Source organism: Sorangium aterium (assembly GCF_028368935.1).
Lineage (GTDB): Bacteria > Myxococcota_A > Polyangia > Polyangiales > Polyangiaceae > Sorangium > Sorangium atrum.
In genome coordinates this window covers 61746-88455 of the sequence record NZ_JAQNDK010000001.1, presented here as the reverse complement: position 1 = coordinate 88455, position 26710 = coordinate 61746, and the positions used below count along the sequence as shown (strand labels likewise).

Here is a 26710-nt window from a genome sequence, read left to right as displayed (position 1 = left end):
CCGCTCCGCGCCCCGACGGGCCATCACCCCGCCCGCGCGGCGCCCTTGCCGATCTCCACGATCCGCGCCGCCAGCCGTTCGGCCGCCGGAGGCAGCTCGGCGCCGCGGCGGGTGACGAGCCGATAACACACGGTCCCCAGCTCGGGCACGGGCCGCAGGATCACCCCGCGCGGCGGCGCGCAGATGCCGTTCACCACGGCGACGCCGAGGCCGAGCGCCGCGAACTGGAGCATGAGCGGCCAGCCGTCGGCCTCGATGGGCGGATCGACCTCGTGGCCGAGGCGCGCGATGGCGCGGCCGATCAGATCGCGGTGCGATCGGCCCGCGGGGGGCAGCACGAGGCGCTCGCCCGCGAGATCCATGAGGCGCAGCGAGCGGCGGCGCGCGAGGCGGTGGCGGCGCGGCATGGCCACGCAGAGCGGCGTGCGCAGCACGTCGCGCGCAACGAGCTCGGGCGGCACGAGATCGAGCACGCCGACCGCGAGGTGCGCGTCGCCCGCGCGCACGGCCGCGCAGGCCGACGGCGCGCCCAGCGTGAGCAGGCGGAGGCTCGCCTCCTCGGCGGCGAAGCGCGCCAGGGCCGGGCCGAGCAGGTAGAGGAAGGCGCCCTCGCCGGCGGCGAGCGTGACCGACTCGCGCTGCGGCTCGCCGCGGAGATCCCGCGCGAACGCCTCGGCCCGCGCGACCGCGTCGCGGGCGTGCGCGGCCACGCGCAGGCCGCGATCGGTGAGGCGGATCTGCTTGCCGGTGCGCTCGTAGAGCGGCGCCCCGAGCTCGTCGCCGAGCCGGCGCACCCGCTCGAAGAGCGCCGGCTGCGAGAGCCCCACGCGCCGCGCGGCGTGCGTGAAATTGAGGGTGTCGGCGAAGGCCACGAACGCGCGGAGGAGGTCGCCGTCGAGTATCGGTCCAGCCGATGGCATATCCGATCATTCTAGTCGACGCCGATGGTCCGGTCCCCCAGATCGAACGTCGAAGGAGGCCGCCATGAACGCTTCGAATCCCGTCGTTCTCCGAGACAGCCACGCCTGGTGGGAGGCAGTGAAGAAGGATCCGGAGGCGCTCGTCGCCTGGCTCCTGGATCAATACCGCGGCGAGGCCACCGCGGCCGGCCGCATCGAGATGCTGCGCGACGCGTTCGCCGAGCCCGGAACGCGCGCGCACCGGATCCTCGGCGTCATCGCCGGGCAGGAGCGCCGCCACGCCGTCTGGGTGGGCGACCTGCTCACCGCCCGCGGGATCGAGCCGAAGATCGGTGCAAAGCGCGAGCGTTACTGGAAGGAGACCCTCGATATCGTCCGCAATCTCGAGACCGGGTGCGCGGTGGGCGCGCACTCCGAGCGCATGCGCCTCGAGCGCATCGAGGTCATCGCCGCCGACCCGGAGGCGCCCCCCGACGTGCGCGCGGTGTTCGAGCGCATCCTGCCAGAGGAGCGCTTCCACGCGCGCGCCTTCGCGGAGCTCGCGGGCGCGGAGGCGCTGGCGGCGACGCAGGGCGCTCACGATCTCGGCCGCCGCGCGCTCGGCCTGGCGCCGTGATCTGCGCCGCGGCTCGTTCAAGGCGGCTCCCAACAGCTCGGTCGCCGCGCAGCGCGCGGGTCCTCGTGGGCCGAGCGCAATGTTTCCGCTCAGAAGGCGATCGTGGAGTACGGGCAGCGCTTCTCGATCTCGTCCACATCGCACGCCTGAGGTGGCATGCAGTTGAACGAGGGCGGGCAGCTCGGGTCCTGCTCGCAGCCGCACCCGCACTCGTTGGAGACATAGGTCAGGCCTCCGGTGCACGCGAAGTCGATGACCGCGCACTCCTCCGGGCTGGTGCTCACGTACTGGCGCCACCACTCGCTCGACGCGTCGCAGCCGCAAGCGCGCTCGGTGCACGCCACGCCCCCGCCGGCGGTGCAGGTGCAGGTGTTGCAGCCGTCGAGGGAGGGGAAGCTGTCGCCCTGCTTGTACTTCACACCTCCGTAGGTGCAGGCCTCCGTACAGCCTTTCTCCGTGCATGCGACGCTGCCATCCCCGCCGCACGTGCAGGTGTTGCAGCCGTCGAGGGCAGGGAAGCTGTCGCCCGGCATGTGCTCCACGCCTCCATACGTGCAGCCCTCCGGGCAAGCCACGTCCGTGCACACGATTTCGCCGTCCGCGTTGCACGTGCAGGTGTTGCAGCCGTCGCCCGGTGGGACCGGCGCCCCCGCCGCGTAACCGATGCCGTCTCGTTCACAGCCGTGACACGCGATCTTGGTACAGCCGACGCTTCCGGAGCCCGAGGGATCGCAGGTGCAGGTGTTGCAGCCGTCGGACGCCGGGAACGAGTCGCCGGGCATGTACGGGAGCCCGTCGTAGGTGCAGCCGCCGCTGCAGTCCACCAGGGTGCACGCGACGTTCCCGTCCTCCATGCAGAAGCAGCTGTTGCACCCGTCCCCGGCAGGGAACGAAGCACCCGGCGCGTGGATGACCCCTCCCCACGTGCACTCGGAGGTACACGCCATATCGGTGCACGCGACGTTCCCGTCCTCCGTGCAGGAGCAGCTGTTGCACCCGTCCTTGTCACGAAATTCGTCGCCGGGGCCGTAGTCGACGCCGTCGTACTCACAGGTCGTCCAGCCGATCGGTCCGCAGCCCGCGAGCGCGCCAGAAAGGGCGATCGCGAGCGAGAACACGGGGCCGAAATGAAGCCGGGCAGGTCGAAGGTCTGTCATTGGATTCGCTCCTGTGCCAGAGAGTGCCAGGGCCGCGCGTGGGAGCATCCCGACAAAACCGCGCGGTTTGATGCAAGACAGCGTTCAAGGAAAACCTGTGCCAGGTGCGTCGAGCGCCACGCGTTCCGACGCACGCGCGAGTTCGTCGGCAAGAGTAGAGGCTTGTACTGTAGCGGATGATCGTCTAATATAACGGATATGGCTCCTCTGCGCCCCATCCCTGCTGGCCTGCTCCGCGCCGCGTTGCGTGCCGTCCACCTCTTCGCCCTGCTGGTGTCGTGCGGCGCGGCGGGCTGCTCGCGCGACGACGCTTCGCGCGCCTCCGCCGCCGGATCGGGGAGCGAGTTCGAGACGCTCGAGCTCCGCTATCAGGGCAACAACGGCACGGTGTCGCCGATCGAGCTCGCGGAAGATCTCGGTTACCTCGCGCCGATCCGCCTGCATTTCGTCGGCAGCACGGTGAGCGGCCCCCAGAGCGTGCAGGCCGTGGTCACCGGCGACACCGACTTCGGCGGCGCCTTCAACGGCGCCATCATCAAGCTGATCGCGGCCAAGGCGCCCATCATCGCCGTCGCGGGCTACTACGGTGTCGACGAGCAACGCCAGAGCGGCTTCTACGTGCTGAACGACAGCCCGCTGCGCACCGCGCGCGATCTGCTGGACAAGACGATCTCCATGAACACGCTCGGCGCCCACAGCGAGTTCATGGTCAAGGAGTTTCTGTCGCGGGGCCAGCTCACGCCGGAGGAAGCCCGGCGCGTCACGCTGCTCGTCATTCCCCCGGTGAACGGCGAGCAGCTGCTCCGCGAGAAGCAGGTCGACGTGGCGACGCTCGGCGACATCTACCGCGATCGCGCGCTCGAGCGCGGCGGCATCCGTTCGCTGTTCTCGGACTACGAGCTCTACGGCAAGTTCACCGCGGGCAGCTACGTGATGAAGACGAGCTTCATCAAGGAAAACCCCAAGACCGCGCGGCGCTTCGTCGAGGCGACGGCCAAGGCCATCGAGTGGGCCCGGGACACCCCGCGCGAGACGGTGGTGGCGCGCTGCATCGCGCTGATGAAGAAGCGCGGCCGGAACGAGGAGGACTCGGCCATCAAGTTCTGGCGCAGCTACGGCGTCGCCGGCAAGGGCGGCCTGATCACGGAGCGCGATTTTCAAGTATGGATCGACTGGATGGTCAAGAGCGGCGAGCTCAAGCCGGGGGAGATCGCCCTGAGCCGCGTCTACACGAACGAGCTCAACCCCTACGCGAACGACCAAGCCGCGAAATAGGCGACGTCGGTCGCCGAGGGGATGGCCTGGCGTGCGCCGTTGCTCAAGACAGCGGCGCGGAGCGCTGGACGAAGGCGTCGATCAAACGGCGCGCGATGCTGACCTTGGGTGGGAGGTCGGGCAGCTGCTCGCGCGAGAACCAGTCGGCTTCGACGATCTCGTGGCCGTCCGGCGTGAGCGCGCCGCCGGCATACGTGGCCGAGAAGCCGATCATCAGCGAGCGGCCGAACGGCCACGGCTGGCTGTCGAAGTACTTCAGATCTCGGATCTGAACGCCGACCTCCTCGCCGACTTCGCGCGCAGCCGCTTGCTCGAGCGACTCGCCGATCTCCACGAAGCCCGCCACCGCGCTGAAGCGCCCGGGCGGAAAGCGCGCGCTGCGCGCCAGGAGCACGCGATCGTCGCGCTCCACCAGCACGATCACGGCGGGCGCGATCCGCGGGTGCACGCTCAACCCACAGCTCGGGCAGCGCCGCGTCTGCTCACCGACGCTGAGTTCGCGCCCGTCCGAGGCCGCGGCGTCCTGTTGGGTGGCGGTTCCGCAGCGCCCGCAATAGCGGTGCGTCTCGGCGAACTCGACACCAGCGAGCGCGCGCCCCAGGATGTGCAACGTGGGCTCGGGCAGCTCGGAGAAGAGGGAGCGGACCGAGGCGAACGCGAGCTCGGCCGGAAGCTCGACGCTGGGCCGAGCTCGCGCCGCGTACCAGCCGCGACCCTCGAACCTGCCGAGGAACACGGGCGGATCGGCGAACGCCTCGATGGTGTCGCGCCGGCCGAGGAACAGCCCGCCGGCGCGCTCCACGACCACCTCCAGCCCGCGCACGATCACCACGACCTCTTCGTCGACCCTCATCGCGGGGCCAGGGTACCAGGCTCGCCGAGCGCCGCCAGCGCCGCGCACGACAGCGCGCGGCAGAAGCTCGGGTCGCCTCACCCGGCAGCTCCGCTTCGAGCTCCTGGCTGCGTCAGGGCAGCGTGCGGGGCTTCCAGAAACCTTCGAGCTTCTCCTCTCTCAGGACTTGATCGAGGAAGCTGCGGTCGACCCAGGGCTCGAAGTCGAACGTCGTGCGGATGAGGCCCAGGCGCTTGGCGTCGGCGATGCTCGTCTTGTAGCGAGCGATCACGTACGCGTCCACGAGCGGGCTGTCCCTGTCGCGCACCGACTCGCCGGCCCAGTCCTCCTTGAAGGCGGCGAACGGGACGCCGGAGCGCGACCAGACGCGGTATGCCGCGCTCAGGTCCTTCTCCTGATCCGCGAGCCACTTCGCTGCCAGGACGTACTGCCGCACCACGCGCTTGGTGATCTCGGGGTACTTTCGGATGAAGTCGTCCGAGCCGATGATGGTGCTGTTGCAGGTATAGCGGGGGTCGCCCTTGGTCGAATAGATGATGCGCACGATGCCTTGATCGCGCTGGGCGAGCAGGTCAGGGCCGCCGATGGCGGCGTCGACGTCCTTGGTCGCCAGGGCCGCCTTGGTGGTCGCGTTGTCCATGTTGATGGCGCGGGTGTCGCGCTCGCTGAGCCCGTTGGCCTCCAGGATGCGCGCCGCCGAGAGCTGCAGGCAGGTGCCCTTGAACACCGCAAAGCGCTTGCCCTTGAGATCCTTGACGCTCTGGATCGGCGAGTCCGCGGGCACGGCGATGTACAGGTTGCTCTTCGGCCCGCTCGCGAGGATGCGCGTCTTCAGGCCGCCGGCGCGGCCGATGATCGACGGCAGATCGCCGAGCAGCGAGAAATCCGTCAACCCGTTGGCGTACGTCTCGTTCACCGCCGGTCCGGCGCCGCGCAGGAAGTTCCAGCGCACCGGCACCCCATCGCTCTTGAATTCACTCTCGAGCGCGCTGTTCAGGTTGAGCAGCGACCAGGCCGAGCCCCCCACCACCGGGCGATTGCCGACGCCCACGCCCGGGTTGGCGACGCGGATCTCGCTCGGTTTTTCTGCAGCCTGGGCGCTCAGCGCGATGACGAGCGGCGCGAGCACCAGGGCGAGCAGCTTGAACAGCTGTTTCATGCAAAGCTCCCTTCCGTTGGGCGTCCGTCGCGAACTATCGAACGGACGATTTGTCCACTATAACGGATGGACTGGCCGAGCGAAAGTGGACATCGCGTGGTGACGCTCTTTTCTGGGGAGAGCGATGGTCAGCGACGAGCTTGCTGCTCAAGCTGCGGAGGAGCTGCTGCTGGAGCAACAGTGGCGGCGAGGGGCTGCTCGAATCCGTGCACTGGCGCAACAGCAGAAGGGCGCTCCTGCGGCCCCAGGACCACCCTCCATGGCGGGAGACGGTCGCTCCGCGTCGCGGCACCTGGATTGCTATTACTGCCATGCCTGGACAAGCCGCCTCCTGTCGATCCAGGAGTTCCCCCCACAACCTCCCTCTTTGCCGCGCGAGCACGTCAGGTACGCCGCTCCAGGTCGAGCCCGACGCGCGGCTGTCCGCTTCATGGCGCTCTTCCTGCTTCACCGCGTGCGACAGCGGCGACCGGCCTGCCTCGCGGCGGCGCGCGGGCGGGATGGCGGAACGCGCGCTGCCCCAGGGGAACCTCGGTGCTCACGCCGGCGCGCGCAGGAGACGCACACAGCGCCGCGCTAGGCCGATGACCCCAGCGGAGGAGCGTCGGCCATGCGTTGAGGGCGGTGGGCTGGGCGTCAATGGACCGGGCGTTGCACGCTTCGAGACCGACGCGCGGCGCGTTCATCGCAGGTCGGAGCCGGTCCATGCGAAATCTCGGGAGAACGTTGCTGTTCGCAGCCCTTGGCGCCTCGCTCCCGCTCGCTGGCGTGGCGCGCGCCGCAACGCCCTCGGGCGTGGCGCCCGGGTCCTCGTCCGCGGGAAGCTGGTCTCAAGGCTCCAAGGATCTCTTCGGCGCCGCGTACGAGAGCTACGACGAGGACCTCAAGTACTCGGCGCGCTCCGACACGGCCCCGATCAGCAATGTATGGTTCACCGGAGCGAGCGGCATCCTGACCGAGGTGTTCTGGCCGACGAACGATACCCCGCAGACGCGGGACAGCCAGCTGCTCGTCACGGCGGCCGACAGAGGCCTCTTCGAGGAGCGGCGAGACGCGCGGCGGAGCGTCCGCTGGATCGAGCGCGGCGTGCCGGCTTTCCGGGTGATCACGGAGGATCCGGGCGGCAGGTTCAGGATCGAGAAGATCATCTTCGCCGATCCCGACAGGGACGTGGTCCTGCAGCGCCTGAGGATCACCAGGAAAGTCGGAGGGCTCAGGTTCTTCGTCCTTCACAACCCCAGCGCGGGGAACACGCCACTCGGTGACAGCGCGATGGCGAGCACCGGAGGCGTGCCGGGAGCGGGGCTGTTCGCCTGGCAAGGCCCCTTCGCCCAGGCCCTCGTGACCTCCATCCGCTGGCGCGACGCCACAGCCGGCTTCTCGGGGACCGAGAGCGACGGATATCGGGACCTGCAGAACCACCGCACGTTGACCGCGCACTACCGCGACGCGAAAGACGGGGACGTCGTGCTGACCGGGGAGCTGGATCTCCCGCTCTCGCCCGGGGTCTGTGAGCTCACGTTGGCGCTCGGCTTCGGACGCGACATCGACGAGGCCCACCGCGCCGCCCAGGCGTCGCTCGGCGAGGACCCCGACGCGCTCCTCGACAGGTACCGCGCCCAGTGGCGCGCCTATCAGGCGTCCCTCCGCCCGCTCGGGAGCGCTTCGCCCGACCTCGCGCGCCTCTACCGGAGCTCGGTGGCGGTGATGAAGTCCCTCGAGGACAGGGCGCACCCTGGGGCCTTCATCGCGTCGCCGTCCGTGCCCTGGGGCGACGTCAGGCTCGACCGGGCGAGCGCGATCTCGCCGAGGACGTCGAGCACGATCACGGGCGGTTACCACCTCGTGTGGCCGCGTGATCTCAGCCAGATCGCGCTCGCGCTGCTCGCCGCAGGCGACACGCGCTCGCCCGTGGCCGCGATGCGGTTCATGAAAGGTATCCAGCTCTCCGCGTCGGACGGCACCTGGGATTTCGGCTCTCTCCATGTCTCGAAGGAGGGTTCGTTCTACCAGAACACCTGGTCCGACGGAGAGCCGTACTGGCGAGGCCTGGAGCTCGATCAGGTCGCGCAGCCGATCGACCTCTGTTATCACGTGGTCGAGGAGCGGCTCGTCGCGGCCGGTGCGTGCTGGGATCTCGCGCGCCGCGCCGCCGATTTCCTTGTCGCCTTCGGCCCCTGGACCCCGCTCGATCGATGGGAGGAGGTTTCGGGCGTCTCGCCGTCGACCCTGGCCTTCGTCTGCACAGCGCTCGTCCATGCCGCGGAGATCGCTGGCGCGATGGGTGATCCCGAGCGCGAGGCCCGGTACAGAGAGACGGCCGAGCGCTGGGCCCGGCAGATCGACGGCTGGACGTTCACCACCCAGGGGGGCACCGCCAACGGGCGGTATTTCGTGCGCGTCGACGGGACCGGCAGCCCGGACGCACCGAGGGACCCGAACGACGAGCGACGCTACGTCTTGCGGGGGCGCTCCTGGCTGGAGCGCGACATCGTCGATTGCGGCTTCCTCAGGCTCGTCGTCCTCGGGGTGCGCCCGGCGCTCGCGGCGAACATCGCCGATTCGCTCGCGGCCTGCGACGCCGCGCTGCGCGTCGAGGTCCCCGGGGTCGGCCCGGGATTCTATCGCTATGTCGGCGACGGGTATGGCTTCGACCCGCTCTCCGGTGAGCGGACAGGAGGCATGTTATGGCCGATTCTCACGGGCGAGAGGGCCGAGTACGAGCTCGCGAGGGCGCTCGAGAAGCCCAGCTCGCCGGCGGCGGCGCGCAAGAGGATGCGCCCCTACCTCGACGCGATGGGGCGCTTCGCGACCGCGTCCCAGATGCTGCCGGAGCAGGTCTTCGATCGCGGGCCCCGCGCCGGCCAGCCGACCGGCTCGGCGGCGCCCCTCGGGTGGGCGCACGCCGAGCTCGTCCTGGCCCTGCGCGCGCACGACGACGCGACGCTCTTCCGCCGGCCGATGAGCAGCGCCGGAGGCGCCGCCCGAGGGGACGCGACCCCTCGCGGGACGAGCGCGGCTCCTCCGCTCCGCGACTGATCCGCATCGGGGGCGCCTCGTCCACGCCACAGGCAGCCTAGCGAGGCACCTCGCCGTGGATCACCTGCCGCACCGTCAGGACGACGAGGCGGCCCGCGTCGCGCTCCTCCGCGAGCCAGTCCAGGAGTGTGGAGAAGTCCTGTCTGGAGATGCTGTACTTGCCGCAGGCGTCACAGACATGGTGAAAGATGAGCTGTATCCATCCGCCGTCCTGCTGCGCGCTGCGGATGATAGCCTGGATCGTGGAGACGCCCTGGCTGCGGCTGAGGGAGCCGGGCGCGCGGGTGGCGGTGGGGTCGCGCGGAGGGATGGACTCCGCCCGTGGACACACGATGCACGAGGGGAACGCGAGCCCGCCCGCGCGCCTTCCGCTGTCGTAACCGCAGGAGCGCACCAGCTCGACGCTGACGCTGTCGTGAGCGCCCCAGGGGTAGGCGAAGTCGCTCACGGCGAAGCCCAGCGCGAGGAGGGCGCGGCGATCATCGCAAATCTGCCGGCGCTGCTCGCTGACCTTGAGCCCGGGCAGCCGCACGTGATTGATGGTGTGGCCGCCGATCTCATGGCCGTCGGACGCGAGCGCGCGGAGCTGCGCGACCGTCAGGTAGCCAGGGCGGTCGAGCGCACCGCTGTTCACGAAGAACGTGGCATGCATCCTGTGCTCGGCGAGGATGGAGCGCGCGGAGAGCTGATCCGCCAGCGTGTCGTCGAACTCGATGGACACGACGAGGGCGCCCGGGTGACGCCGCGTCAGGTGGACCGGGGAGAGGAGCACGGCGGCGAGGCACGCCACGATGAACGCCAGCACCGCCTGCTGTCGGCGCGTCGCGAGGCGCCGCGCACAGCCCCTGTCCGTGGGCATGATCTCCACGGAACACGTCGCCGTATCATCGACCGTGCCCGGGCCTCCGGCGCCCTTCCGGGAAGACCAGCGCGCTCTGCGCCTTCCAGGAACGCCTGGAGATGCTCCCGGGACGGCGAGCGGCTGCGGCGGCGTCGAGGCATAGGCCGGTATGCCCATGCCGCAAGCCAACGGCCTCGGATATGACTGCCACGTGCATCGGGTCATGTGACGACGGACGGCGAGCCGGGACGACGAGGGCGGCGCTGTCCCACGCTTTCGAGGACGTGACCCGAGCACCGGATGGCGGTCTTGAACCCACCGGACAGAGGTGCTGACCAATGACGTACGGACGAACGAGTTTACCGAAGCTGATTCTGGTACTGGGAGCGCTCGGCATCTCCCTTTGGGGCTGCGGCGGCGATAGCGACGGGACCACCAGCGCCGGCGGCGACGGCGGCGGCCCCACCGCGGGCGCCAGCACGAGCAGCACCTCGGGCAGCGTGTCGGGAAGCACGACGGGCTCGGCCAGCGGCAGCACCAGCACCGGCAGCGATGGCGCCGGTGGGAGCGGCGCCGGCGGCGACGCCAGCACGAGCAGCGCTGGTGGGGGCGCCAGCACGAGCGGCGCAGGTGGGGGCGCCAGCACGAGCGGCGCGGGTGGCGGCGCCAGCACGAGCGGCGCGGGTGGCGGCGAGGCCATCACCTGCCCGTCGCCCGCGCTGAGGGCCGGCGACACGAACAAGACGATCACGATCGGCTCCTCGAACCGCAGCTATGTCTTGCATGTCCCTGCCGCGTACGACGGCAGCAAGCCGGTGCCTCTCGTGGTGGACCTCCACCCCCTCGGCGGCTCTGGCCCGTCGGAGCGATCGGGCTCGCCGTATCCGGCGCAGACCGACCCGGAGGGGGTGATCATGGCCTTCCCGTCAGGGCTGTCCGGCCCGTCGGGCGGCGCCTGGAACGTGGGGCCCTGCTGCGTGAAGAACACCGACGACGTGGCCTTCGTCAAGGCGATGGTGGCCGAGATCCAGGAGACCGCCTGCATCGACCCCAAGCGCATCTACGCGGTCGGCTTCTCGATGGGAGGCGGGATGTCCCACTACCTCGCTTGCCACGCGGCCGACACGTTCGCCGCCGTGGCGCCCGCCGCCTTCGATCTCCTGCAGGAGAACATCGGCGACTGCAAGCCGTCGCGCCCCATCACCGTGATCTCGTTCCGCAGCACCGGGGATCCGATCGTGCCTTACGCCGGTGGATACTCCGCGGTGGTGAGCGGCATGCCCATCACGTTCCTCGGGGCGAAATCGACCCTCGAGAAGTGGGGCCAGATCAACAAGTGCACGGGCTCGCCATCGGCCGAAGACAGCAAGGGCTGCTCGACCTTCTCGAACTGCGAGGGCGGCGTCGAAGTGGCCCTCTGCACGAAGCAGGGAGGGGGTCACGACTACGGCAACGCCGCGGTCGGCTGGCCGGTCCTGAAGCGGCACACCCTGCCGTAACCGCTTTCTGACGCGCGCTCTGCGTGCTCGACGCGGCGCGTCCCCTCCACTCCGCTGCACGGCGTCCCCCGATCGTCGCCGTCCTGCTCACACCCGCCTCCACGTTCGAGCGACTCCGCTGACATCGAGATACGACCCGCTGTGGGATGCAATGACGCTGCGCATCCACAGCGCGGTCTGTCAGCCTGCAGCGCCATCAGAAGAATCTGCTGTTGGTGTGCAAATACCGCTTGATCGTAGCTGCGGCGTGACACGCGAACTCGCGCGTTGGCGGCCGACGCCTTGATCGTTCGACGTGACGAGTGATACTTTGGGAGCCTGCCTCCCGAGCGGCTTCGTCGTCCAGCGGGAGGCGCCAACGAGCTTCCCATGAAGGTCAGCGGAACCACAATCCTGACGCGAAAAACCTTGGTGAGCCGGAGATTCGGCTCGGAAGCGTGGCGCGGCCTCTTTCGTGACATGGCGCTGAGCCATCCGTGGTTCAGGCAGCCGATCACGGCGACCAGCCTGGTTCCGCTGCCCGAGTTCCTCACGTTCCACGACGAGCTCGTTCGGAGATTCTATCCGGACCGCAAGGACGCCCTCTTCGAGCTCGGCGCCGAGTCGGCGCGCTGGGCGCTCGTCGATGGCCCGCTGAAGCGCTTCGTCCGAGATCCGGAGATGTCCTCGCTGGTCACGGCCATTCCGACCCTCTGGCATCGTTATTTTTCCGAGACCGACAGCCGCTCCGAAGCGGCGCTGCGGGACGCCGGCGTCGAATTTCGAGTTCGCGACCTCCCGGCCTGGCACCCGTATTTCGAGCATTTCGTGATCGGGTACACGAAGGAGATGCTGGAGCTCTATTGCGCCAACCCGATCTGGACCCATCGCCTCGCCGGGGGACGCGGGACGACGTACAATTATCTGCTCGCGACCGATCCCGTTCCGAGCGCTCCTCCGAGCGGCGAGTGCGCTCGGCCCGTCCGGTCACGAAGGGCGCTCACGGAGCGCGAGCTGGAGGTGCTGCGGCTCGTCGGGGTCGGCAAGACCAACCGCGAGATCGCCGTCGTCCTTCACATCTCCCAGAAGACCGTGCAGCATCACATCGCCCACGCCTATGACAAGCTCGGCATCTACAGCCGCGCCGGCGCGACGCTGTGGCTGGGCGAGCGGGGGCTCCTGGGCTGAGGGGCGACGCGAGCGCGCGCCGCTGGCCGGCCCGCAGAGCGACGAGCGCTCGCCGGGAGAGCGCGAGGCTCACGGTCGCCTGGCATACGGCGGCGCGACGGTCGCATCGGCGATGGACGCGCTCCCCGTCAGCACTGGATTGGCTCGTGGCTCACCTCGCCGTCGGTGATCGTGAGAGGGCCGCGCAGGCCACGCTGCGGGGGCAGGTTGCGCAAGCCCTCGCTCACGTTGCGCAGCTTTGGCCCGATCCGCGCGGCCCCTGACGCCGCAGCCGGACGTGCACGCGGTGGAAACCGCCCCGCCCGACGTGTGGCCTGACTCCTGCCAGGGAGACTGTCCAAGGAGACCGTGCCCCCGCGGCGCTGCGACCGTCGGTTCGAGGTCTCATCGCACGTAGGTCGCGTCGAGCGGACTCTCATGCTCGCCGACCGATCGGCACGGGATGACATGGATGACGCGCCGCGCTCGCGCTCGGCGCAAGGCGCCCTTTCTCTCCAGAGGAGGGGCTCGCGCACGAACATCGCTTTGCCGGGAGCGGCGAGGCGACATTGGAGGAAACATCATGAACGTTCAGGCTTGGTTCAAGGACAGTCGCATTGCATCCGTCGTCTGGCTCGCGCTCGCCATGGCCCCGCTCGCCGCGGGCTGTCAGCTGGAGGTGGCCGACGATGCGCCCGAATCGATCGTCTCCGAGTCCAGTGAGGTGAGGGGAGGCGGCGGGGCACAGGGCGGCGTCTGCGGCGGCCTCGCCGGGATCGCGTGCGAGCGCGGCCTCTTCTGTGACTACGACATCAAGGCGCAGTGCGGCGCGGGCGATCAGACGGGCGTCTGCGCGCCCATCCCGAAGGCGTGCACCCACCAGTACAATCCCGTTTGCGGCTGCGACGGCAAGACGTACAGCAATGCATGCTTCGCGAACGCGGCGGGCGTCTCGGTCGCGTCGCCCGGCAAGTGCGGCGCGCTCCCGTGAGCGCGCGCCGCGGGGGGCCTGATGGGCCTCGTCCCCCCGCGGCGTCGACTCGTTAGCTCTCGCCGTCCTCCCGCGTCGATGTCGACCTACCTTGCTCTTTTCGGGGAGCGGAGGGGCCTGCACGATCGCCGCGGGAGGGCGCGCGGCGCGCCTGCGCCGCCCTCCTTCCATGTGGAAATCTCCACTGCATCATCAATGGAAAAATTTGTTGCGATTGATATGGAAAATTGCACCGCACCCCAGCCCTGCACTTCGGGCCGATCTGGCTGATCACGGCATGCCGCACGCTTCTGGCGCGAGGTTTCGTCACACAATCGATGCATAGTTGACATAAGATTGCCCCGAAACGCGAGCTGAGGAGCGATCGATGACCTTGAAAATTCTTCGTTGCCTGTTGCCTTTCGCCACGTTGGCGGCCGCGCCTCTCGTGGGCTGCGGCTCGTCCGACGACCCCGGCGCGACCGGGACGGGCGCCGGCGCGAGCAGCAGCACCGGAGGGCAGGGCGCGGGCGGCGACGGCACAGGCGGCGACGGCGCAGGCGGCGAGGCGGGCGGCGTCTCCACGGAGCCGCCGGATTACGCCGCCGCGTTCCCGCAGGACCGGGTTCCCCGTATCGACATCACCGTCACGCCCGACCAGTGGCAGCAGATGGTCGACGACATGACGGACATGGCCGGCGAGTTCGGCTCGCAGGGCGGTCCATTCACGCCGCCTCCGGAGTGGGTCACGGCCTGCGATGGTCTCGTGGCCGGCGACGCCTGCACGATCTCGCTCTTCGGATCCGACGCCGCGGGGACGTGCACGGAGCTCCCCGGCGGCCTGACCTGCCAGCCGAACCCGCAGGACCCCGACGATTTTACGCCGCCGCAGGACTGGATCGACGCGTGCGAGGGGCTCGCGGCGGACGCCGGCTGTACGATCGACATCTTCGGGACCGAGACCGAGGGGACGTGCACCGACGTCAAGGGCGAGCTGGCCTGCATGCCGCCCGGCCCTGGTGGCGGCGATCCGGGGCTCGTCAGCAGCGTCGAGCTGCTCCCGCGCACGCCTGTCTACGTCGAGTGCGACGTCGCCACCGAGGATCGGCAGTGGAAGCACGTCGGCATCCGCTTCAAGGGCAACTCGAGCCTGCTCCTGCCCTGGAACGCGGGCAACTGGAAGCTGCCGCTGCGCCTCAACTTCGACCGATTCGAGGATGCGTATCCCGAGACCAAGAATCAGCGCTTCTACGGGTTCGACTCGATGTCGTTCGCGAGCGGGTACCTGGATCCCTCGCTCCTGCGCGAGAAGATCGGCACCGACATCTTCGCCAAGGCGGGGATCCCTGCGCCCGCGACCGCGTTCTACCGGGTCTTCATCGATCACGGGGAAGGGCCCGTCTATTTCGGGCTGTACACCGGCATCGAGCTCCCGTCGGACGAGTCGTTCCTCGACACCCATTTCGGCGGCCACGAGGGCAACCTCTACAAGCCCGATGGCACCGGCGCGCGGTGGGCGACGTGGGACCCCGACACCATCGTCAAGGAGAACAACGAGGACGACACCGATCTCTCGGACGCGCGGGCGCTGTTCGACGCGCTGCAGGCCGACCGGACCGACGCCGCCGCCTGGCGCGCGGGGCTCGAGGCGCGCCTCGACGTCGACGGCTTCCTGCACTGGTTCGCGCTGAACGCGGTGATCGAGGACTGGGACGTGTACGGCCGCCTGCCGCACAACTACTATCTCTACGCGGACCCGAACAAGGGCGGCCAGTTCACGTGGATCCCCTGGGATCACACCTTCGCGTTCTCGGACGCCGACGCGGGCGTGACCATCGGGCTGACGGCGCTGCCCCTCTCGATGGCCGAGGTGACCGAGCAATGGCCGCTCGTCCGCTACCTGCTCGACGATCCGGTCTATCTCGAGGTTTACCGCGGCTACGTGGCGCAGGCCGCCACCGAGGAGTACGAGGCGGCCGCTTCAGCGGCGTGGTTCAAGGCGGCGCACGACCTGATCGCGCCGTACGTCGTCGGGCCGGAGGGCGAAATCGAGGGGCACACGCACCTCATGACGCCCGAGGACTTCGACAACGGACTCGCCACGCTGATCGCCCACGCCAAGGGACGGACAGCGGAGGTGGCCCTCTACCTCGAGCAGTGAGGGTCGAGCCGTCACCTCGCAGTTCCTGGCGGGCGTGGCATCTCGGGTGGCGGGTGGCGACCGCGCGAAGCGCGGTTGCACGAACCGTCAGCAGGATTGGCTCGTTTGGAGCCCGGTCGGGAAGAACGAATCTCGTCTCGGCCGTCGCCGATTCGGGCTTCGAGGCGTCATCTCGAAGGGCTGCGCGGCTTTCGCCGACGCGCCGGTCGTCTCTGCGAGGCCGCCCCGAGGCGCTTTTGGATCGCCGCCTGCGTCTCGCGAGGCAGCGTCGCGATGTACTCCGCGGACAACGCGCGGAGCATCGCGTCCGGCAGGGCGAGGACCGCCTGCGCCTCGGTGAGCCCGGCGAGCCGCTGCTCGGGGGCGAGACCCGCGAGCCGCTGCTCGGGGGCGAGCCCGGCGAGCCGCTGCTCGGGGGCGAGCCCGGCGAGCCGCTGCTCAGGGGCGAGCCCGGCGAGCCGCTGCTCAGGGGCGAGCCCCTCAAGTCGCTGCTCGGGGGCGAGCCCGGCGAGCCGCTGCTTGGGCGGCACCCGCGCGACGAGGCGCGTGAGCACCTTCTCGAAGCTCTCGACCACCCGTTTTTCGTCCTTCATGTGCCGCTTCCTCTGCCCCGGGAGCGGACGTCGAAGCTGCTCGACATGCTCCAGGAGCGCCCAGAACACCGCGATCTCCGCCGAGGAGAGCGCCGGGATCCCGCCGGGGTCGGCGACCATCCCAGGCGTCACAGTGTACAGCAGATGGTCGCCCTCGCGAGCCGTCGCCGGCACCGTCTCCACCACCCGCAGGGGGAAGACGCAGAGCCGACCCTCGTGCGTGCCCGGCCCAGTCGGCGTGAGCGCGCAGCCGAGCGATCTCAGCGCCTCGACGAAGCGCGGGGTCAGGCGGGGCGCGAGCACGCGGAGGGCGACGGAGGCGGGATCCTCAATCTCTGCGACGACGAGGTACTGCAGCGCGTAAGCGAGGAGCATGCGGGCGTCGTCGCGTTCGAGCTCGTCGGTCGGCCCCTTGAAGTGCACGAGGGTGTGCTCTGCCAGCTCGCCCACGACGCTGGTGAGCAGGCTCGGCCTGGGCGGGGCGCCGCGCCGCCGGCGCCGAAGGATGACGAGGTCGACGCGGAGCGGCTCGCGCGCGAGCTGAAACTCGGAGATGCACTGATACCAGCCCGCGGGCAGCACGTGCTCGAGGAGTGCGACGAGCACCGGGTGCCATGCCGTGTAGACGCGAACGCGACGGCGCCCCTGCGGGGAGCGCGTCCCGCGCTGCGTCGTCGCGCGTGCGGCCTTCGCCATGAGGAGCAGCGCTACCACGACCGCCGACGACAGGCGAGTTCGTGGCATGAAGCGGTGACACCGGCGTCGCAGCGCGGTGCCCTGCATTGTCGCCGTCCCAGATGATGTGTCCGGGTGACGATGACGGCCCGAGCGACGCTGGCGTGTACGAGCAAAACATTGGCTTGTGGGAGGAAGCGCGCCAGTGCGGATCTCCGCATCTTCTCCCCGTCTCCGGGGCAGGACGCCCCGCGATGCCATCGAGAGAGGAATCCCCCCATGTCGAAGCTCATCCGCGCCGCCGCTGTCGCCTCGTTCACCGCCCTCGCCGCCTGCGCCTCGGAGGCCGCGGGCCCGAGCGTGCCCGCAGAGGGCTCCACCGGCGCGCCGGCCGCGCGGCTCGCCGCGTTCACGTCCGACGCCGCCGGGTTCGATACGCGCTCGTACTACTACGACACCGGGCGCGAGGTCGTCGTGTTCGACGCCCAGTTCACGGGAGCGTACGCCAAAAGCGCCATCGCGCAGATTCGCAGCGAGACGCAGAGCCCGATCACGTACGTCGTGGTGACGCACCCGAATCCGGACAAGTTCAACGGCGCGTCCGAGTTCCAGAAGATCGGCGCGAAGGTCGTCGCGAGCCGCGCCACCGCGGGCGCGATCGACGAGGTCCACGCCTACAAGAAGGCGTACATGGTCGGCGCGGGCATGTTCACCGAGGAGACGTACCCACCGAAGGCCGTCGTCGACGTGACGTTCGAGGGGGCGTACTCGCTCCCGCTGCAGGCCGGCGCGGTCGAGCTGCGCGAGCTCGAGCACGCCGGCGTCTCGACGACGCAGACCGTCGCGATCGTCCCCTCGGCCAGGGCGCTCGTCGTCGGCGATCTCGTGCACCACAAGGCGCATGCGTGGCTCGAGGGCGGCATCCGCAACGGCAAGCCGTCGCCGGACCTCGCCTCGTGGCGCGCGGCGCTCGACGAGCTGCTGGAGTTCGACGGGCTCACCGTTTACGGCGGTCGGGGGCAGACCGCCCCGGTGCGCGCCGCGGTGGACGAGCAGAAGGCGTACCTCACCGCGATGGAGTCCGTCGTGGAGCGCTACGTCGCCTCGCTCGGCGCGAAGAAGAGCGAGCTCTCGGGGGCCGAGGCGCCGAGCCACCACAAGAAGATTGCGGCCCTCGCGAGCGCCGAGTTCCCTGACTACGATCTCGCCTACATGATCGAGTACGGCGTCTACGGGCTCGCGAACGCGATCGCGAGCAAGTGAGGGCCTCGGCGCGGCTGCCTGGGCGCGCTCTTCGCCCGGGCGCGCCGCGCCGGTTCACCCCGTGATCGCCTCGTTCGCCTGCGCGCGGGCCCGGTAATCCTTCGGCCGCTCGCCCGTGAAGGCGGCGAACGCGCGGGTGAACGCCCCCAGGCTGTCGAACCCGACCGCGATCGCGACGTCGGTGACGCGGGCGCCGCCTCCGGCCAGCAGCTCCATCGCGCGCAGCATCCGGGCGGTGCTCAGGTACTCGGTCCACGTCGTCTGTGCCTCCTCGACGAAGCGCCGCGACAGCGTGCGCGTCGAGGTGCGCGCCGCGCGAGCGGCGTCGTCGAGGGTCGGGTGCTCGCCGAGGTGCTCGCGCGCGAACCGCATCGCGCGAGCGAGCTCGGGCGAGCGCGCGACAGGCAGCTTGAAGGGGAGCGGCTCGGCGACCCACTCCCGGCAGAGCGCCCCGAGCGTCTTGAAGAAGAGCGAGGCGGTCGCGTCGCGCCCGCCGTGGTCTGGCCCCCAGCGCATCGCGTGGAGGATCATCTCACGCGCGAGCGGCGTCACCGCGAAGACGCGGCAGTCGACGCGCTCCTCGCCTTGCGGGTCGCCGGAAGGCAGCGGCACCTGGGTGAGCCGCGGCGACAGGTACACCGTCCGCAGCGCGACGGGCCCCGCGGCGTGCGCGCGGTGCATGACGTCGGCCGCGATGAACGCCGCGCGCTGCGGCGGCAGGATCCAGTGGGCGCTGCCGACCTCGAGGTGCAGGACGCCCGCGCTCGCGTAGAGCAGCTGGTGCTTGCGGTGCGCGTGCGCGTCGCCGCTGAACGGCAGCACATCGTCGGCGAGGCCGAACGCGGGCAGGTCGACCGCATCGACGTCGACCGGCGCGTGAGACGCTTCCGGCCTAGGCGAGCCGGCGAGGAGCGGGGCGGATGCCTTCAATGCGTTCCCGGCCGGAGTTTTGCCGTCGCTCGACGACGCCAGGCGCGAGCTGGCTGAATTTGAACGCCAAGGTCCCGCCATGCACGCGTTTCTCAACGATGCCGCCGGCTTCCGTCGTCCCATGATGCTGCTGGAACACCACATCGCAGGTCTGCAGTCGACGCTGAAGTGGCGAGCGCTCCGGCAGTCGCCGCCGCGCTGCCTCACGTGTACATCGCATCATGTTGATTATCTCCCATGGAGGATTGGGAGCGAGAATCAAGCCACGCAGCATCCGTCATGCCCCGGAATGCTGAAATTTGCGACGCACGCTGATGCCGTCCCGCGCGCCGTCAGCGCGCAGCCATGCCGGGAAAACCCGCCGAGTGCACGGTGCGGGTCCCCTCGATCCCCTTCAGGTCGACGTGCGAGGCGCGCGGCGGCGTCCAGCCCTCGGCGGTCAGCAGACCGACGAGCTCGGCATCGGCGGCGAGCGGCGCGGAGACGGTGAGCTCGCCGCCTGTTGAGACGCCGAGCAGGCGCGCCGCCGTGTTCACGGTGCGGCCGAAGTAGTCGAGGCGCTGGTTCAGGTTGACGAGCAACGCCGGGCCGCGGTGCATGCCCGCCCGGAGCACGAGGCGCTCGCCCTCGGGCCGGCCGGCGTTGTGGCCGAGCATGCCGCGCATGGCTGCGCTCAGCGCCGTCACCGCGGACCGCTCGTCCAGGAAAGTGGCCATGACCGCGTCGCCGATGGTCTTGACCACCGCGCCGCCCTGAGCTTCGACCGCGCCAATCACGACGTCGAAGTGATCGCGCACCAGGTTGTACGCGGGGGCGTCGCCGATCCGCTCGTACAGCCGCGTGGAGCCGCACAGATCGGTGAAGACGACGAGGACCGATCGGACCGTCAGCCGCTCCCGCGCCGACAGCACCATGCCGCCGAAGTAGCGCCGGTACTCCGGCACGTGGAGCAGCTCGAGCCCGCTGAGCCGCCGCGGCAGGCTGGCCGGATCGAGCTCGTCCTTCAGGACATCGTGATGAACGACGAAGCCGCACTGCGGCCAGCCCACGTTGGTGAGCGCGATCTTGAGCGGGCCGGGCCGCACCGCGAGCTCCGTCACGTCATAGTGGGGTCCCGCCAGCTGCGAGATCGCGACGGCCTGCACCTCGTCCGTGGGCTCACCCTCGACGCGAAGGATGCCCTTGGCGCGGGTCAAGGGGCAGAAGTAGCGGTAGCGGCCCGGGGGGAGCACCTCGGTCGCCGCCGCGGTCTCGCCGAGCGCGGCGGTCATGCCATAGCGGGGATGGAGCGCCGACGGCGGCGGGCAAACGGGGGGGAAGCCGAGGTCCTCAATGGACCGGCCGAGCGAGAACGTCACCTCGACGCGCGCCGACATGTCGACGTCGAAGGAGTACTCGCACATCGGGCAGAACGAGACGGCGGCCGCCGCGGCGAGGTCGTCGATGGCCTCGGCCAGCATGTTGCAATGGCTGCAGTGGACGTCCCAGTGCATGTCGAAGAGGCCAGTCTGGGTGCCGTGCAGCAGGACGCGGATGACCGCGTGCGCGTCGAGCGCGGTGTCCGCCGCGACCACGTGGGGGTTGATACGGTAGCGACGGATGAGCGGCGCGTCGTGGAGCCATCGCTCGACCGCATCGATCTCGCCTGCGTTCGCGGGGTGCTGCTGCCTGAGCCGCTCGAACAGGGTCTTCAGACGGTGGGTATCCATGGCTGCGCTCCGAGCATGCGCATGTCTCGCAGGCGGCGGGAAGCGCCACGTGCGAGCCCGGCCGCGTCGCCCCCCACGTTCCCACGGGCGCTCCAGCAGCGCGGCTGTCGCACACGACAACTGGGCTCTCGATGCGACGCCGATGAGCGTCCGTCGCCCCCGCGGTTCCAGGTCGGCTGCGGCTGCGCGCCTACAGCGTCAGCTCCGCCCTCGCGGTCGAGTCCCCGATCTCGCGCGTCACCTGGAAGCCGAGCTTCTGCGCCACGCGCTGCATCTCCACGTTCTCGGCCAGGATGTCGGCGCTGATGCGGGAGAGCCCCTCGTCGCGGCCGATCTGGACGAGGAGGCCGAGCAGCCGGGAACCGAGCCCCTGACGCTGGTGCTCATCGCTGATCAGCAGGGCGAACTCCGCGTCACGCGTGCCTGGCAGCTTGCTCAGCCGGCCGACGCCGATGATCTGCCGCTGCGCGCCGCCCGCGGGCGGCTTCTCGACGACGAGCGCCATCTCGCGGTCGTAGTCCGCGAAGCAGACGCGCGTCAGCCGCTCGTGCGCGGTGCGCAGATCGAGCTGCATCGGGTAGAAATACCGGAGCCGCACGGTCCGCTCGGACAGCTTCTTGTGGAACTCGACCATCTGCGGCTCGTCCTCGGGGCGGATGGGCCGGATCGTGAACGCCTGCCCGTCCTTGCTCTTGAGCTCCGTCACATACTGCGTGGGATACTCGCGGATCGCCGACCTGGGGAGCGCGGACTCCGGCGTGTCCGGCGGGTGCAGGACGACGCGGGCGTCGAGGGCGATGGCGCCCTCCGAGCTCACGGAGAGCGGGTTGATGTCGATCTCGCTTATCCATCGCTGCTCGATCACGAGCTGCGAGAACCTCACGAGCAGGTGCTCGAGCGCCGTGAGGTCCACCGGCTTGCGGCCTCGCACGCCCTTGAGCGCGCGGTAGATCCTTGTCTGCTCCATCATGCGCCGGGCAAGCGTCGCGTTGAGCGGTGGCAGGCCGAGCGAGCGGTCCTTGAAGATCTCGACGAGCTGCCCGCCGGCCCCGAACAGCAGCACCGGGCCGAACTGCGGATCGACCGAGCTGCCGAGGATGATCTCGTAAGCATCCTTCAGCGAGATCATCGGCTGGACCGTCACGCCCTGGAAGTGCTGCGCGCCGGCCCGCCGCGAGACGCTCTCCTGGATCTCCTCGAACGCCCTGCGCACGGCGTCGTCGTCGCGCAGGTCGAGCTTCACGCCGCCCACGTCGGTCTTGTGGGTGATCGTCGCGCTGTACAGCTTGAGGACGGCCGGATACCCCATCTCCCTGGCCGTGGCCACGGCCTCGTCCGCGCTCCTCGCGACGGCCGTCGGCACCGTCGGGAGGCCGTACGCCGCCATGAGCTGCTTCGACTCCACCTCATCCAGGAGCGTCCGGCCCGACGCGCGGACGCCGGCGATGAGCTCCCTGGCCCTCTCGCGATCGACGTTCAGCGCCCGCTCGTCCGTGCTCGGGGTCTCGTACAGCGCCCGGAGGGCGTACGCGTAGCGGAACATGGAGCAGAACGCGCGAGCTGCGGTGTCGGGGTACTCGAACGTCGGGACCCCGGCGCGGTTCAAGATCGCCTTGCCCGCCTCCACCTCCACGCCGCCCATCCAGCTGGCGAGGACCGGCTTGCCCTCGACGTGCGCGTGCTTGCGCAGCGCCTCGGCGGTCTGGGTCGGCTCGGTCATGTCCTGGGGCGTGAGGATGACGAGCACGCCGTCGTTGTTCGGGCCCTTGGCGCAGATCTCCAGGGCCTTCGCGTAGCGGTCGGCGCCGGCGTCGCCGAGCACGTCGACCGGGTTGTTGCGGCTCCACGCGGGGGGGAGGAAGCTGCTCAGCTCGCCCAGGATCTCCGGCGAGAGCGGCGCAAGCTCGCCGCCGTTCGCGACGAGCGCGTCCGTCGCCAGCACGCCCGGGCCGCCGGCGTTGGTGACGATGCACAGGCGGTTGCCGCGCGGCCGGGGCTGCTTGGCCAGCGTCTCGGCCATGGAGAACAGGTCCGCGATGTCGTTCACGCGCAGCACGCCCACGCGCCGGAACGCCGCGTCGAGCACCTCGTCCGAGCCGGTGAGCGAGCCGGTGTGCGAGGCGGCCGCCTTCGCCGCCGCCTCGCTGCGGCCTGGCTTGATCACGATGATCGGCTTGGTGAGCGCCACCTCGCGGGCGGCCGACAGGAACGATCGCGCGTCCCGCGGGTCGCCGATCGACTCCATGTAGATGAGGATGCTGCTCGTCTTGGGGTCGTTGCCGAGGTGGTCGATCAGGTCGCCCCAGCCGACGTCGAGCATCGAGCCGACGCTGACGAACGCGCTGAAGCCGACCTGCTCCTTGAGGCTCCAGTCGAGCACCGCCGTGCAGAGCGCGCCGGACTGGCTGACGAACGCGACCTTGCCCGGCCGCGCCTGCCCCTTCGCGAACGTCGCGTTGAGCCCGCCGATCGGGTTCATGACGCCAAGGCAGTTCGGGCCGATGATGCGCATCTTCCCGCGGGCGCGCTCCATGATCTGCTGCTCGAGCTGGATGCCCGGGGGCCCCATCTCCTTGAATCCGGCCGAGATGATGATCGCGCCGGGGACGCCGGCGTCCACGCACTCGCCGATGAGGCCCGGCACGCTCGCGGCGGGGGTGACGAGCACCGCGAGATCCACCTTCGCCGGCACGGCCGCGATGCTCGGATAGGCCTTGATGCCGAGGACGCTCTGCCGCTTCGGGTTGACCGGAAAGACGGTGCCGCCGAACGGGTTGCTGATGAGGTTCCAGAGGAGCGTGCGGCCGACGGCGCCGCTGTTCTCGGTCGCGCCGATGACCGCGACGTTCCGCGGCCTGAAGATGGGGTCGAGGCTCTGAGGCTCCTGACGGAGGACATCGTGGGCACGGTCGGTCGTGGGTACGGAGTCAGCCATGAAGCTCCTCGAGGGGTGATGGGGCGAACGCCACAGGGGCCATTGCGCGTAACGACGATGGCCGTCGTGCCACGCGGCCGGGCTGGGTGCAGGGGGAGTCTCCGCGAACAGAGCAGGGCACGTTCCGTGCCCTGAGCGAAGATTGCCCGGCCGCGCGGCGCCTTGATACCCTGCGCCGGCGCCATGAACCGCTCTCGACTTTTTCTCTTCGGGCTCCTCGGTCTGTGTGCCATCGCCTGCGAGGACGCTGGGACAGCGGACGACGCAGGCGCCGAGGCGTCCAGCGGCGCCTCGACGGCCGGCGCTTCGACGGCCGGCGCTTCGACGAGCGGCGGATCGACCGGAGGCAGCTCGACCAGCAGCGCGGCATCGGGCGGCGGCGGGTCGACCAGCAGCGCGGGAGTGGGTGGCGCGGGAGCGGGCGGCGCCGGCGCGGCCGGCGGCGGCGGCGAGGGCACCGGCGCGAGCCAGGGTGACGGCGGCGCAGGCCCGGTCGACCTCCCTGCCGGCGTGAGCGCGCTGTTCCCCTTGCCAGGCGCCCGGGGGCTGTGCCCGGATCCGCCGCTCCGCATCACGTTCCCCGGCGCTCCGACGCTGGGCCGCGCGGGCGCCGTTCGCGTGTTCAACGCCGCCCGGCCAGGCGCGGCGGTCGCGACGGTCGACATGTCCTCGATGACCGTGAGCGCCACGATCGGCGGCCGGACATTCAACGTACCTCGCCCGGTGTACGTGGACGGCAACGATGCCGTCGTGTCCTTGCCGGCGCGCGCGCTCGACTACGGCGAGTCCTATTACGTCACGATCGATCCCGGCGCCATCGTCCCGCCGGGGGGCGGCTCGTTCGCGATCGCGGACGCGACGGCGTGGCGCTTCGATACGGCGGATGCAGGCCCATCGAGCCTCTCGTCGCTCGAGGTGGCGCTCGACGGCTCCGGCGACTTCTGCTCCGTGCAAGGCGCGCTCGACGCAATCCCGGCGAACAACCGGGACAGCGTCGTCATCACCGTTCAGCGCGGCGTCCACCACGGGGTCGTCTACTTCGAAAACAAACACAACATCACGCTGCGCGGGGCCGACCGCAAAGGCACGGTCCTGTCGGGCACGAACAACAACAACCTGAACCCGAGCACCAGGGGGCGCGCGCTCGTCGGCGCCGACAAGGTGAGCGGCCTCGTCATCGAGAACCTCACCATCCACAACCTCACGCCGCAGGGCGGCTCCCAGGCGGAGGCGCTGCGCATCCAGGACTGCGACAAGTGCGTCGTGCGCGACGCCGACATCCTGAGCCTCCAGGACACGCTGCTCTGGTCCGGGCGTATCTACGCGGACAACTGTACGATCGCCGGCAACGTCGACTTCGTGTGGGGCACGGGCGCGGCGTATTTCAACCGGTGCGAGATCAAGACCGTCGGTCGATCCGGCTACGTCGTGCAGGCGCGCAACGGCGACGCTGGCGATGGCTATGTCTTCGTCGACTCGCGCATCACCAGCGACGCGGGCATCACGGGGAGCACGCTGGCGAGGATCGACGTGAGCCAGTATCCCGCGAGCCACGTCGCGTACATCAACTGCACGCTCGGCAGCCACGTCTCGCGGGCGGGGTGGACGATCACCGGCGGGGCCGCGCCGCGCTCCCTCCGCTTCTGGGAGTACCAGAGCCGGGACGCGGAAGGGCGCCTCATCGACACCAGCGGGCGTATCGCCGGATCGACGCAGATCTCCGCGGCGCAAGCGGCGATGATGCGCGATCCAGCGATCGTGCTCGGCGGATGGGCCCCTCCGCGCTGAGCCGGCCGCGCGGCGCCTCGAACGCTGAACTCTGCGCGGGATGATCCGTGACGCTGGAAGGACCGAAACGATGAAGATGACCTTTCGCTGGTACGGCGAGAACGACCCCGTGAAGCTCGAGTACATCCGTCAGATCCCGGGCATCTACGGCATCGTCTCGGCTATTTACGATGTGCCGGTGGGCGAGGTGTGGCCGGTCGAGCGGCTGCAGGCGCTCAGGGCGCGCATCGAGGGCGCCGGCCTCCGGTTCGAGGTGGTCGAGAGCGTGCCGGTGCACGAGGACATCAAGCTCGGCAAGCCGACCCGCGAGCGGCTGATCGACAATTTCTGCCAGAACATCCGCAACTGCGCGGCCGCCGGCGTGAAGGTGATCTGCTACAACTTCATGCCGGTCTTCGACTGGACCCGCACCGAGATGGCCAGAGAGCTCCCCGACGGCTCGCTGACCCTGGCCTTCGACGCCGCGGCGGTGGCCGAGATCGACCCGGAACAAGGCATCTCGCTGCCCGGCTGGGACTCGAGCTACAGGCCGGAGCAGCTCCGCGCCGTCCTCGACGAGTACAGGAACGTCGGCGAAGAGGCGCTGTGGGCGCACCTCGAACACTTCCTCCGGCGCATCATCCCTGTCGCCGAGGAGGTCGGGGTCCGCATGGCCATGCACCCGGACGACCCGCCCCGGCCGATCTTCGGCCTGCCGCGCATCGTCAAGAACCGGGACGACCTGATGCGCCTCGTGAAGACCGTCGACTCTCCGGCCAACGGCATCACGCTGTGCTCAGGCTCGCTCGGGGCCGACCTGTGCAACAACATCGTATCGCTGGTGCGCGAGTTCGGCGGCATGGGCCGCATTCCCTTCGGGCATCTGCGCAACGTGGCGGTCCAGGAGGACGGCACCTTCTTCGAATCTGCCCACCTGTCCTGCGAGGGCTCGCTCGACATGGCCGCCATCGTGAAGGCCTACCATGACGTCGGCTTCGACGGCTATGTGCGCCCGGATCATGGCCGCATGATCTGGGGCGAGACGGGCAAGCCGGGGTATGGGCTGTACGACCGCGCGCTGGGCCTCGTGTACCTCAATGGGCTGTGGGAGGCCACGTGCAAGCTATCGCCCGGACCCGCCGCCAAGGCGCCCGCCGCTGGATGAGCGGGTGAGCGGGCGAGCGGGTAGGGGAGCAGGGCGC

The 26710-nt window shown here is 70.0% G+C and carries 19 protein-coding genes; 10 read left to right on the top strand and 9 right to left on the bottom strand.

All coding sequences use genetic code 11. The features are described from left to right. Window positions 1-23 precede the first annotated feature (23 nt). A complete protein-coding gene (locus POL72_RS00315; RefSeq protein WP_272092871.1) occupies window positions 24-920 on the bottom strand; it encodes a LysR family transcriptional regulator in 897 nt (298 codons plus the stop codon). Window positions 921-984: 64 nt separating this feature from the next. Here POL72_RS00315 and POL72_RS00310 point away from each other — a divergent pair, with 64 nt between their 5' ends. Further along, a complete protein-coding gene (locus POL72_RS00310) occupies window positions 985-1536 on the top strand; it encodes a ferritin-like domain-containing protein (RefSeq protein ID WP_272092870.1) in 552 nt (183 codons plus the stop codon). An 89-nt stretch (window positions 1537-1625) separates the two neighbouring features. Here POL72_RS00310 and POL72_RS00305 read toward each other — a convergent pair whose 3' ends face one another. Next, complete coding sequence (locus POL72_RS00305; protein WP_272092869.1) at window positions 1626-2693, bottom strand: hypothetical protein; 1068 nt, start codon at window positions 2691-2693, stop codon at window positions 1626-1628. A 198-nt stretch (window positions 2694-2891) separates the two neighbouring features. Here POL72_RS00305 and POL72_RS00300 point away from each other — a divergent pair, with 198 nt between their 5' ends. Then, the gene (locus POL72_RS00300; RefSeq protein ID WP_272092868.1) at window positions 2892-3968 is read left to right on the top strand and encodes an ABC transporter substrate-binding protein; all 1077 of its coding nucleotides are present in this window, start codon (window positions 2892-2894) and stop codon (window positions 3966-3968) included. Window positions 3969-4011: 43 nt separating this feature from the next. Here POL72_RS00300 and nudC read toward each other — a convergent pair whose 3' ends face one another. Both nudC and POL72_RS00290 read right to left on the bottom strand, forming a co-directional pair. Continuing rightward, complete coding sequence (gene nudC / locus POL72_RS00295; RefSeq protein WP_272092867.1) at window positions 4012-4821, bottom strand: NAD(+) diphosphatase; 810 nt, start codon at window positions 4819-4821, stop codon at window positions 4012-4014. 112 nt (window positions 4822-4933) lie between these two features. Continuing rightward, a complete protein-coding gene (locus POL72_RS00290) occupies window positions 4934-5980 on the bottom strand; it encodes an ABC transporter substrate-binding protein (protein ID WP_272092866.1) in 1047 nt (348 codons plus the stop codon). Window positions 5981-6685: 705 nt separating this feature from the next. Here POL72_RS00290 and POL72_RS00285 point away from each other — a divergent pair. Continuing rightward, window positions 6686-9019: a glycoside hydrolase family 15 protein gene (locus POL72_RS00285; protein ID WP_272092865.1), complete on the top strand. Its 2334-nt coding sequence runs from the start codon at window positions 6686-6688 to the stop codon at window positions 9017-9019. Between the two features lie 37 nt (window positions 9020-9056). Here POL72_RS00285 and POL72_RS00280 read toward each other — a convergent pair whose 3' ends face one another. Next, entirely contained in the window at window positions 9057-9878 is an 822-nt protein-coding gene (locus POL72_RS00280; RefSeq protein WP_272092864.1) for a polysaccharide deacetylase family protein, read from the bottom strand. 320 nt (window positions 9879-10198) lie between these two features. On the opposite strand from POL72_RS00280, the gene POL72_RS00275 reads away from it, so the two are divergent. The 4 genes from POL72_RS00275 (at window position 10199) to POL72_RS00260 (ending at window position 15636) form a co-directional block, all read left to right on the top strand. Beyond that, entirely contained in the window at window positions 10199-11359 is a 1161-nt protein-coding gene (locus POL72_RS00275; protein ID WP_272092863.1) for a CE1 family esterase, read from the top strand. Between the two features lie 411 nt (window positions 11360-11770). Beyond that, complete coding sequence (locus POL72_RS50900) at window positions 11771-12526, top strand: response regulator transcription factor (protein WP_272092862.1); 756 nt, start codon at window positions 11771-11773, stop codon at window positions 12524-12526. Window positions 12527-13088: 562 nt separating this feature from the next. After that, window positions 13089-13496 carry a Kazal-type serine protease inhibitor family protein gene (locus POL72_RS00265; RefSeq protein ID WP_272092861.1) on the top strand — a complete coding sequence of 136 codons (408 nt, stop codon included), beginning with the start codon at window positions 13089-13091 and terminating at the stop codon, window positions 13494-13496. Between the two features lie 367 nt (window positions 13497-13863). Continuing rightward, the gene (locus POL72_RS00260) at window positions 13864-15636 is read left to right on the top strand and encodes a CotH kinase family protein (protein ID WP_272092860.1); all 1773 of its coding nucleotides are present in this window, start codon (window positions 13864-13866) and stop codon (window positions 15634-15636) included. A 167-nt stretch (window positions 15637-15803) separates the two neighbouring features. On the opposite strand, the gene POL72_RS00255 is transcribed toward POL72_RS00260, so the two are convergent. Then, a complete protein-coding gene (locus POL72_RS00255) occupies window positions 15804-16973 on the bottom strand; it encodes a hypothetical protein (protein WP_272092859.1) in 1170 nt (389 codons plus the stop codon). Window positions 16974-17183: 210 nt separating this feature from the next. Here POL72_RS00255 and POL72_RS00250 point away from each other — a divergent pair, with 210 nt between their 5' ends. Further along, the gene (locus POL72_RS00250) at window positions 17184-18167 is read left to right on the top strand and encodes an MBL fold metallo-hydrolase (RefSeq protein ID WP_272092858.1); all 984 of its coding nucleotides are present in this window, start codon (window positions 17184-17186) and stop codon (window positions 18165-18167) included. A 54-nt stretch (window positions 18168-18221) separates the two neighbouring features. Here POL72_RS00250 and POL72_RS00245 read toward each other — a convergent pair whose 3' ends face one another. From POL72_RS00245 to POL72_RS00235, 3 genes are all read right to left on the bottom strand, one after another. Continuing rightward, on the bottom strand, window positions 18222-19097 hold the full coding sequence (locus tag POL72_RS00245) for an AraC family transcriptional regulator (protein ID WP_272092857.1): 876 nt from the start codon (window positions 19095-19097) through the stop codon (window positions 18222-18224). Between the two features lie 332 nt (window positions 19098-19429). Continuing rightward, window positions 19430-20806 carry an adenylate/guanylate cyclase domain-containing protein gene (locus POL72_RS00240; protein ID WP_272092856.1) on the bottom strand — a complete coding sequence of 459 codons (1377 nt, stop codon included), beginning with the start codon at window positions 20804-20806 and terminating at the stop codon, window positions 19430-19432. A gap of 190 nt (window positions 20807-20996) precedes the next feature. Further along, window positions 20997-23741: a bifunctional acetate--CoA ligase family protein/GNAT family N-acetyltransferase gene (locus POL72_RS00235; RefSeq protein ID WP_272092855.1), complete on the bottom strand. Its 2745-nt coding sequence runs from the start codon at window positions 23739-23741 to the stop codon at window positions 20997-20999. A 183-nt stretch (window positions 23742-23924) separates the two neighbouring features. Here POL72_RS00235 and POL72_RS00230 point away from each other — a divergent pair, with 183 nt between their 5' ends. Continuing rightward, window positions 23925-25529 carry a pectinesterase family protein gene (locus POL72_RS00230; RefSeq protein WP_272092854.1) on the top strand — a complete coding sequence of 535 codons (1605 nt, stop codon included), beginning with the start codon at window positions 23925-23927 and terminating at the stop codon, window positions 25527-25529. 70 nt (window positions 25530-25599) lie between these two features. Continuing rightward, on the top strand, window positions 25600-26673 hold the full coding sequence (uxuA, locus tag POL72_RS00225) for a mannonate dehydratase (RefSeq protein WP_272092853.1): 1074 nt from the start codon (window positions 25600-25602) through the stop codon (window positions 26671-26673). Window positions 26674-26710: the final 37 nt, after the last annotated feature.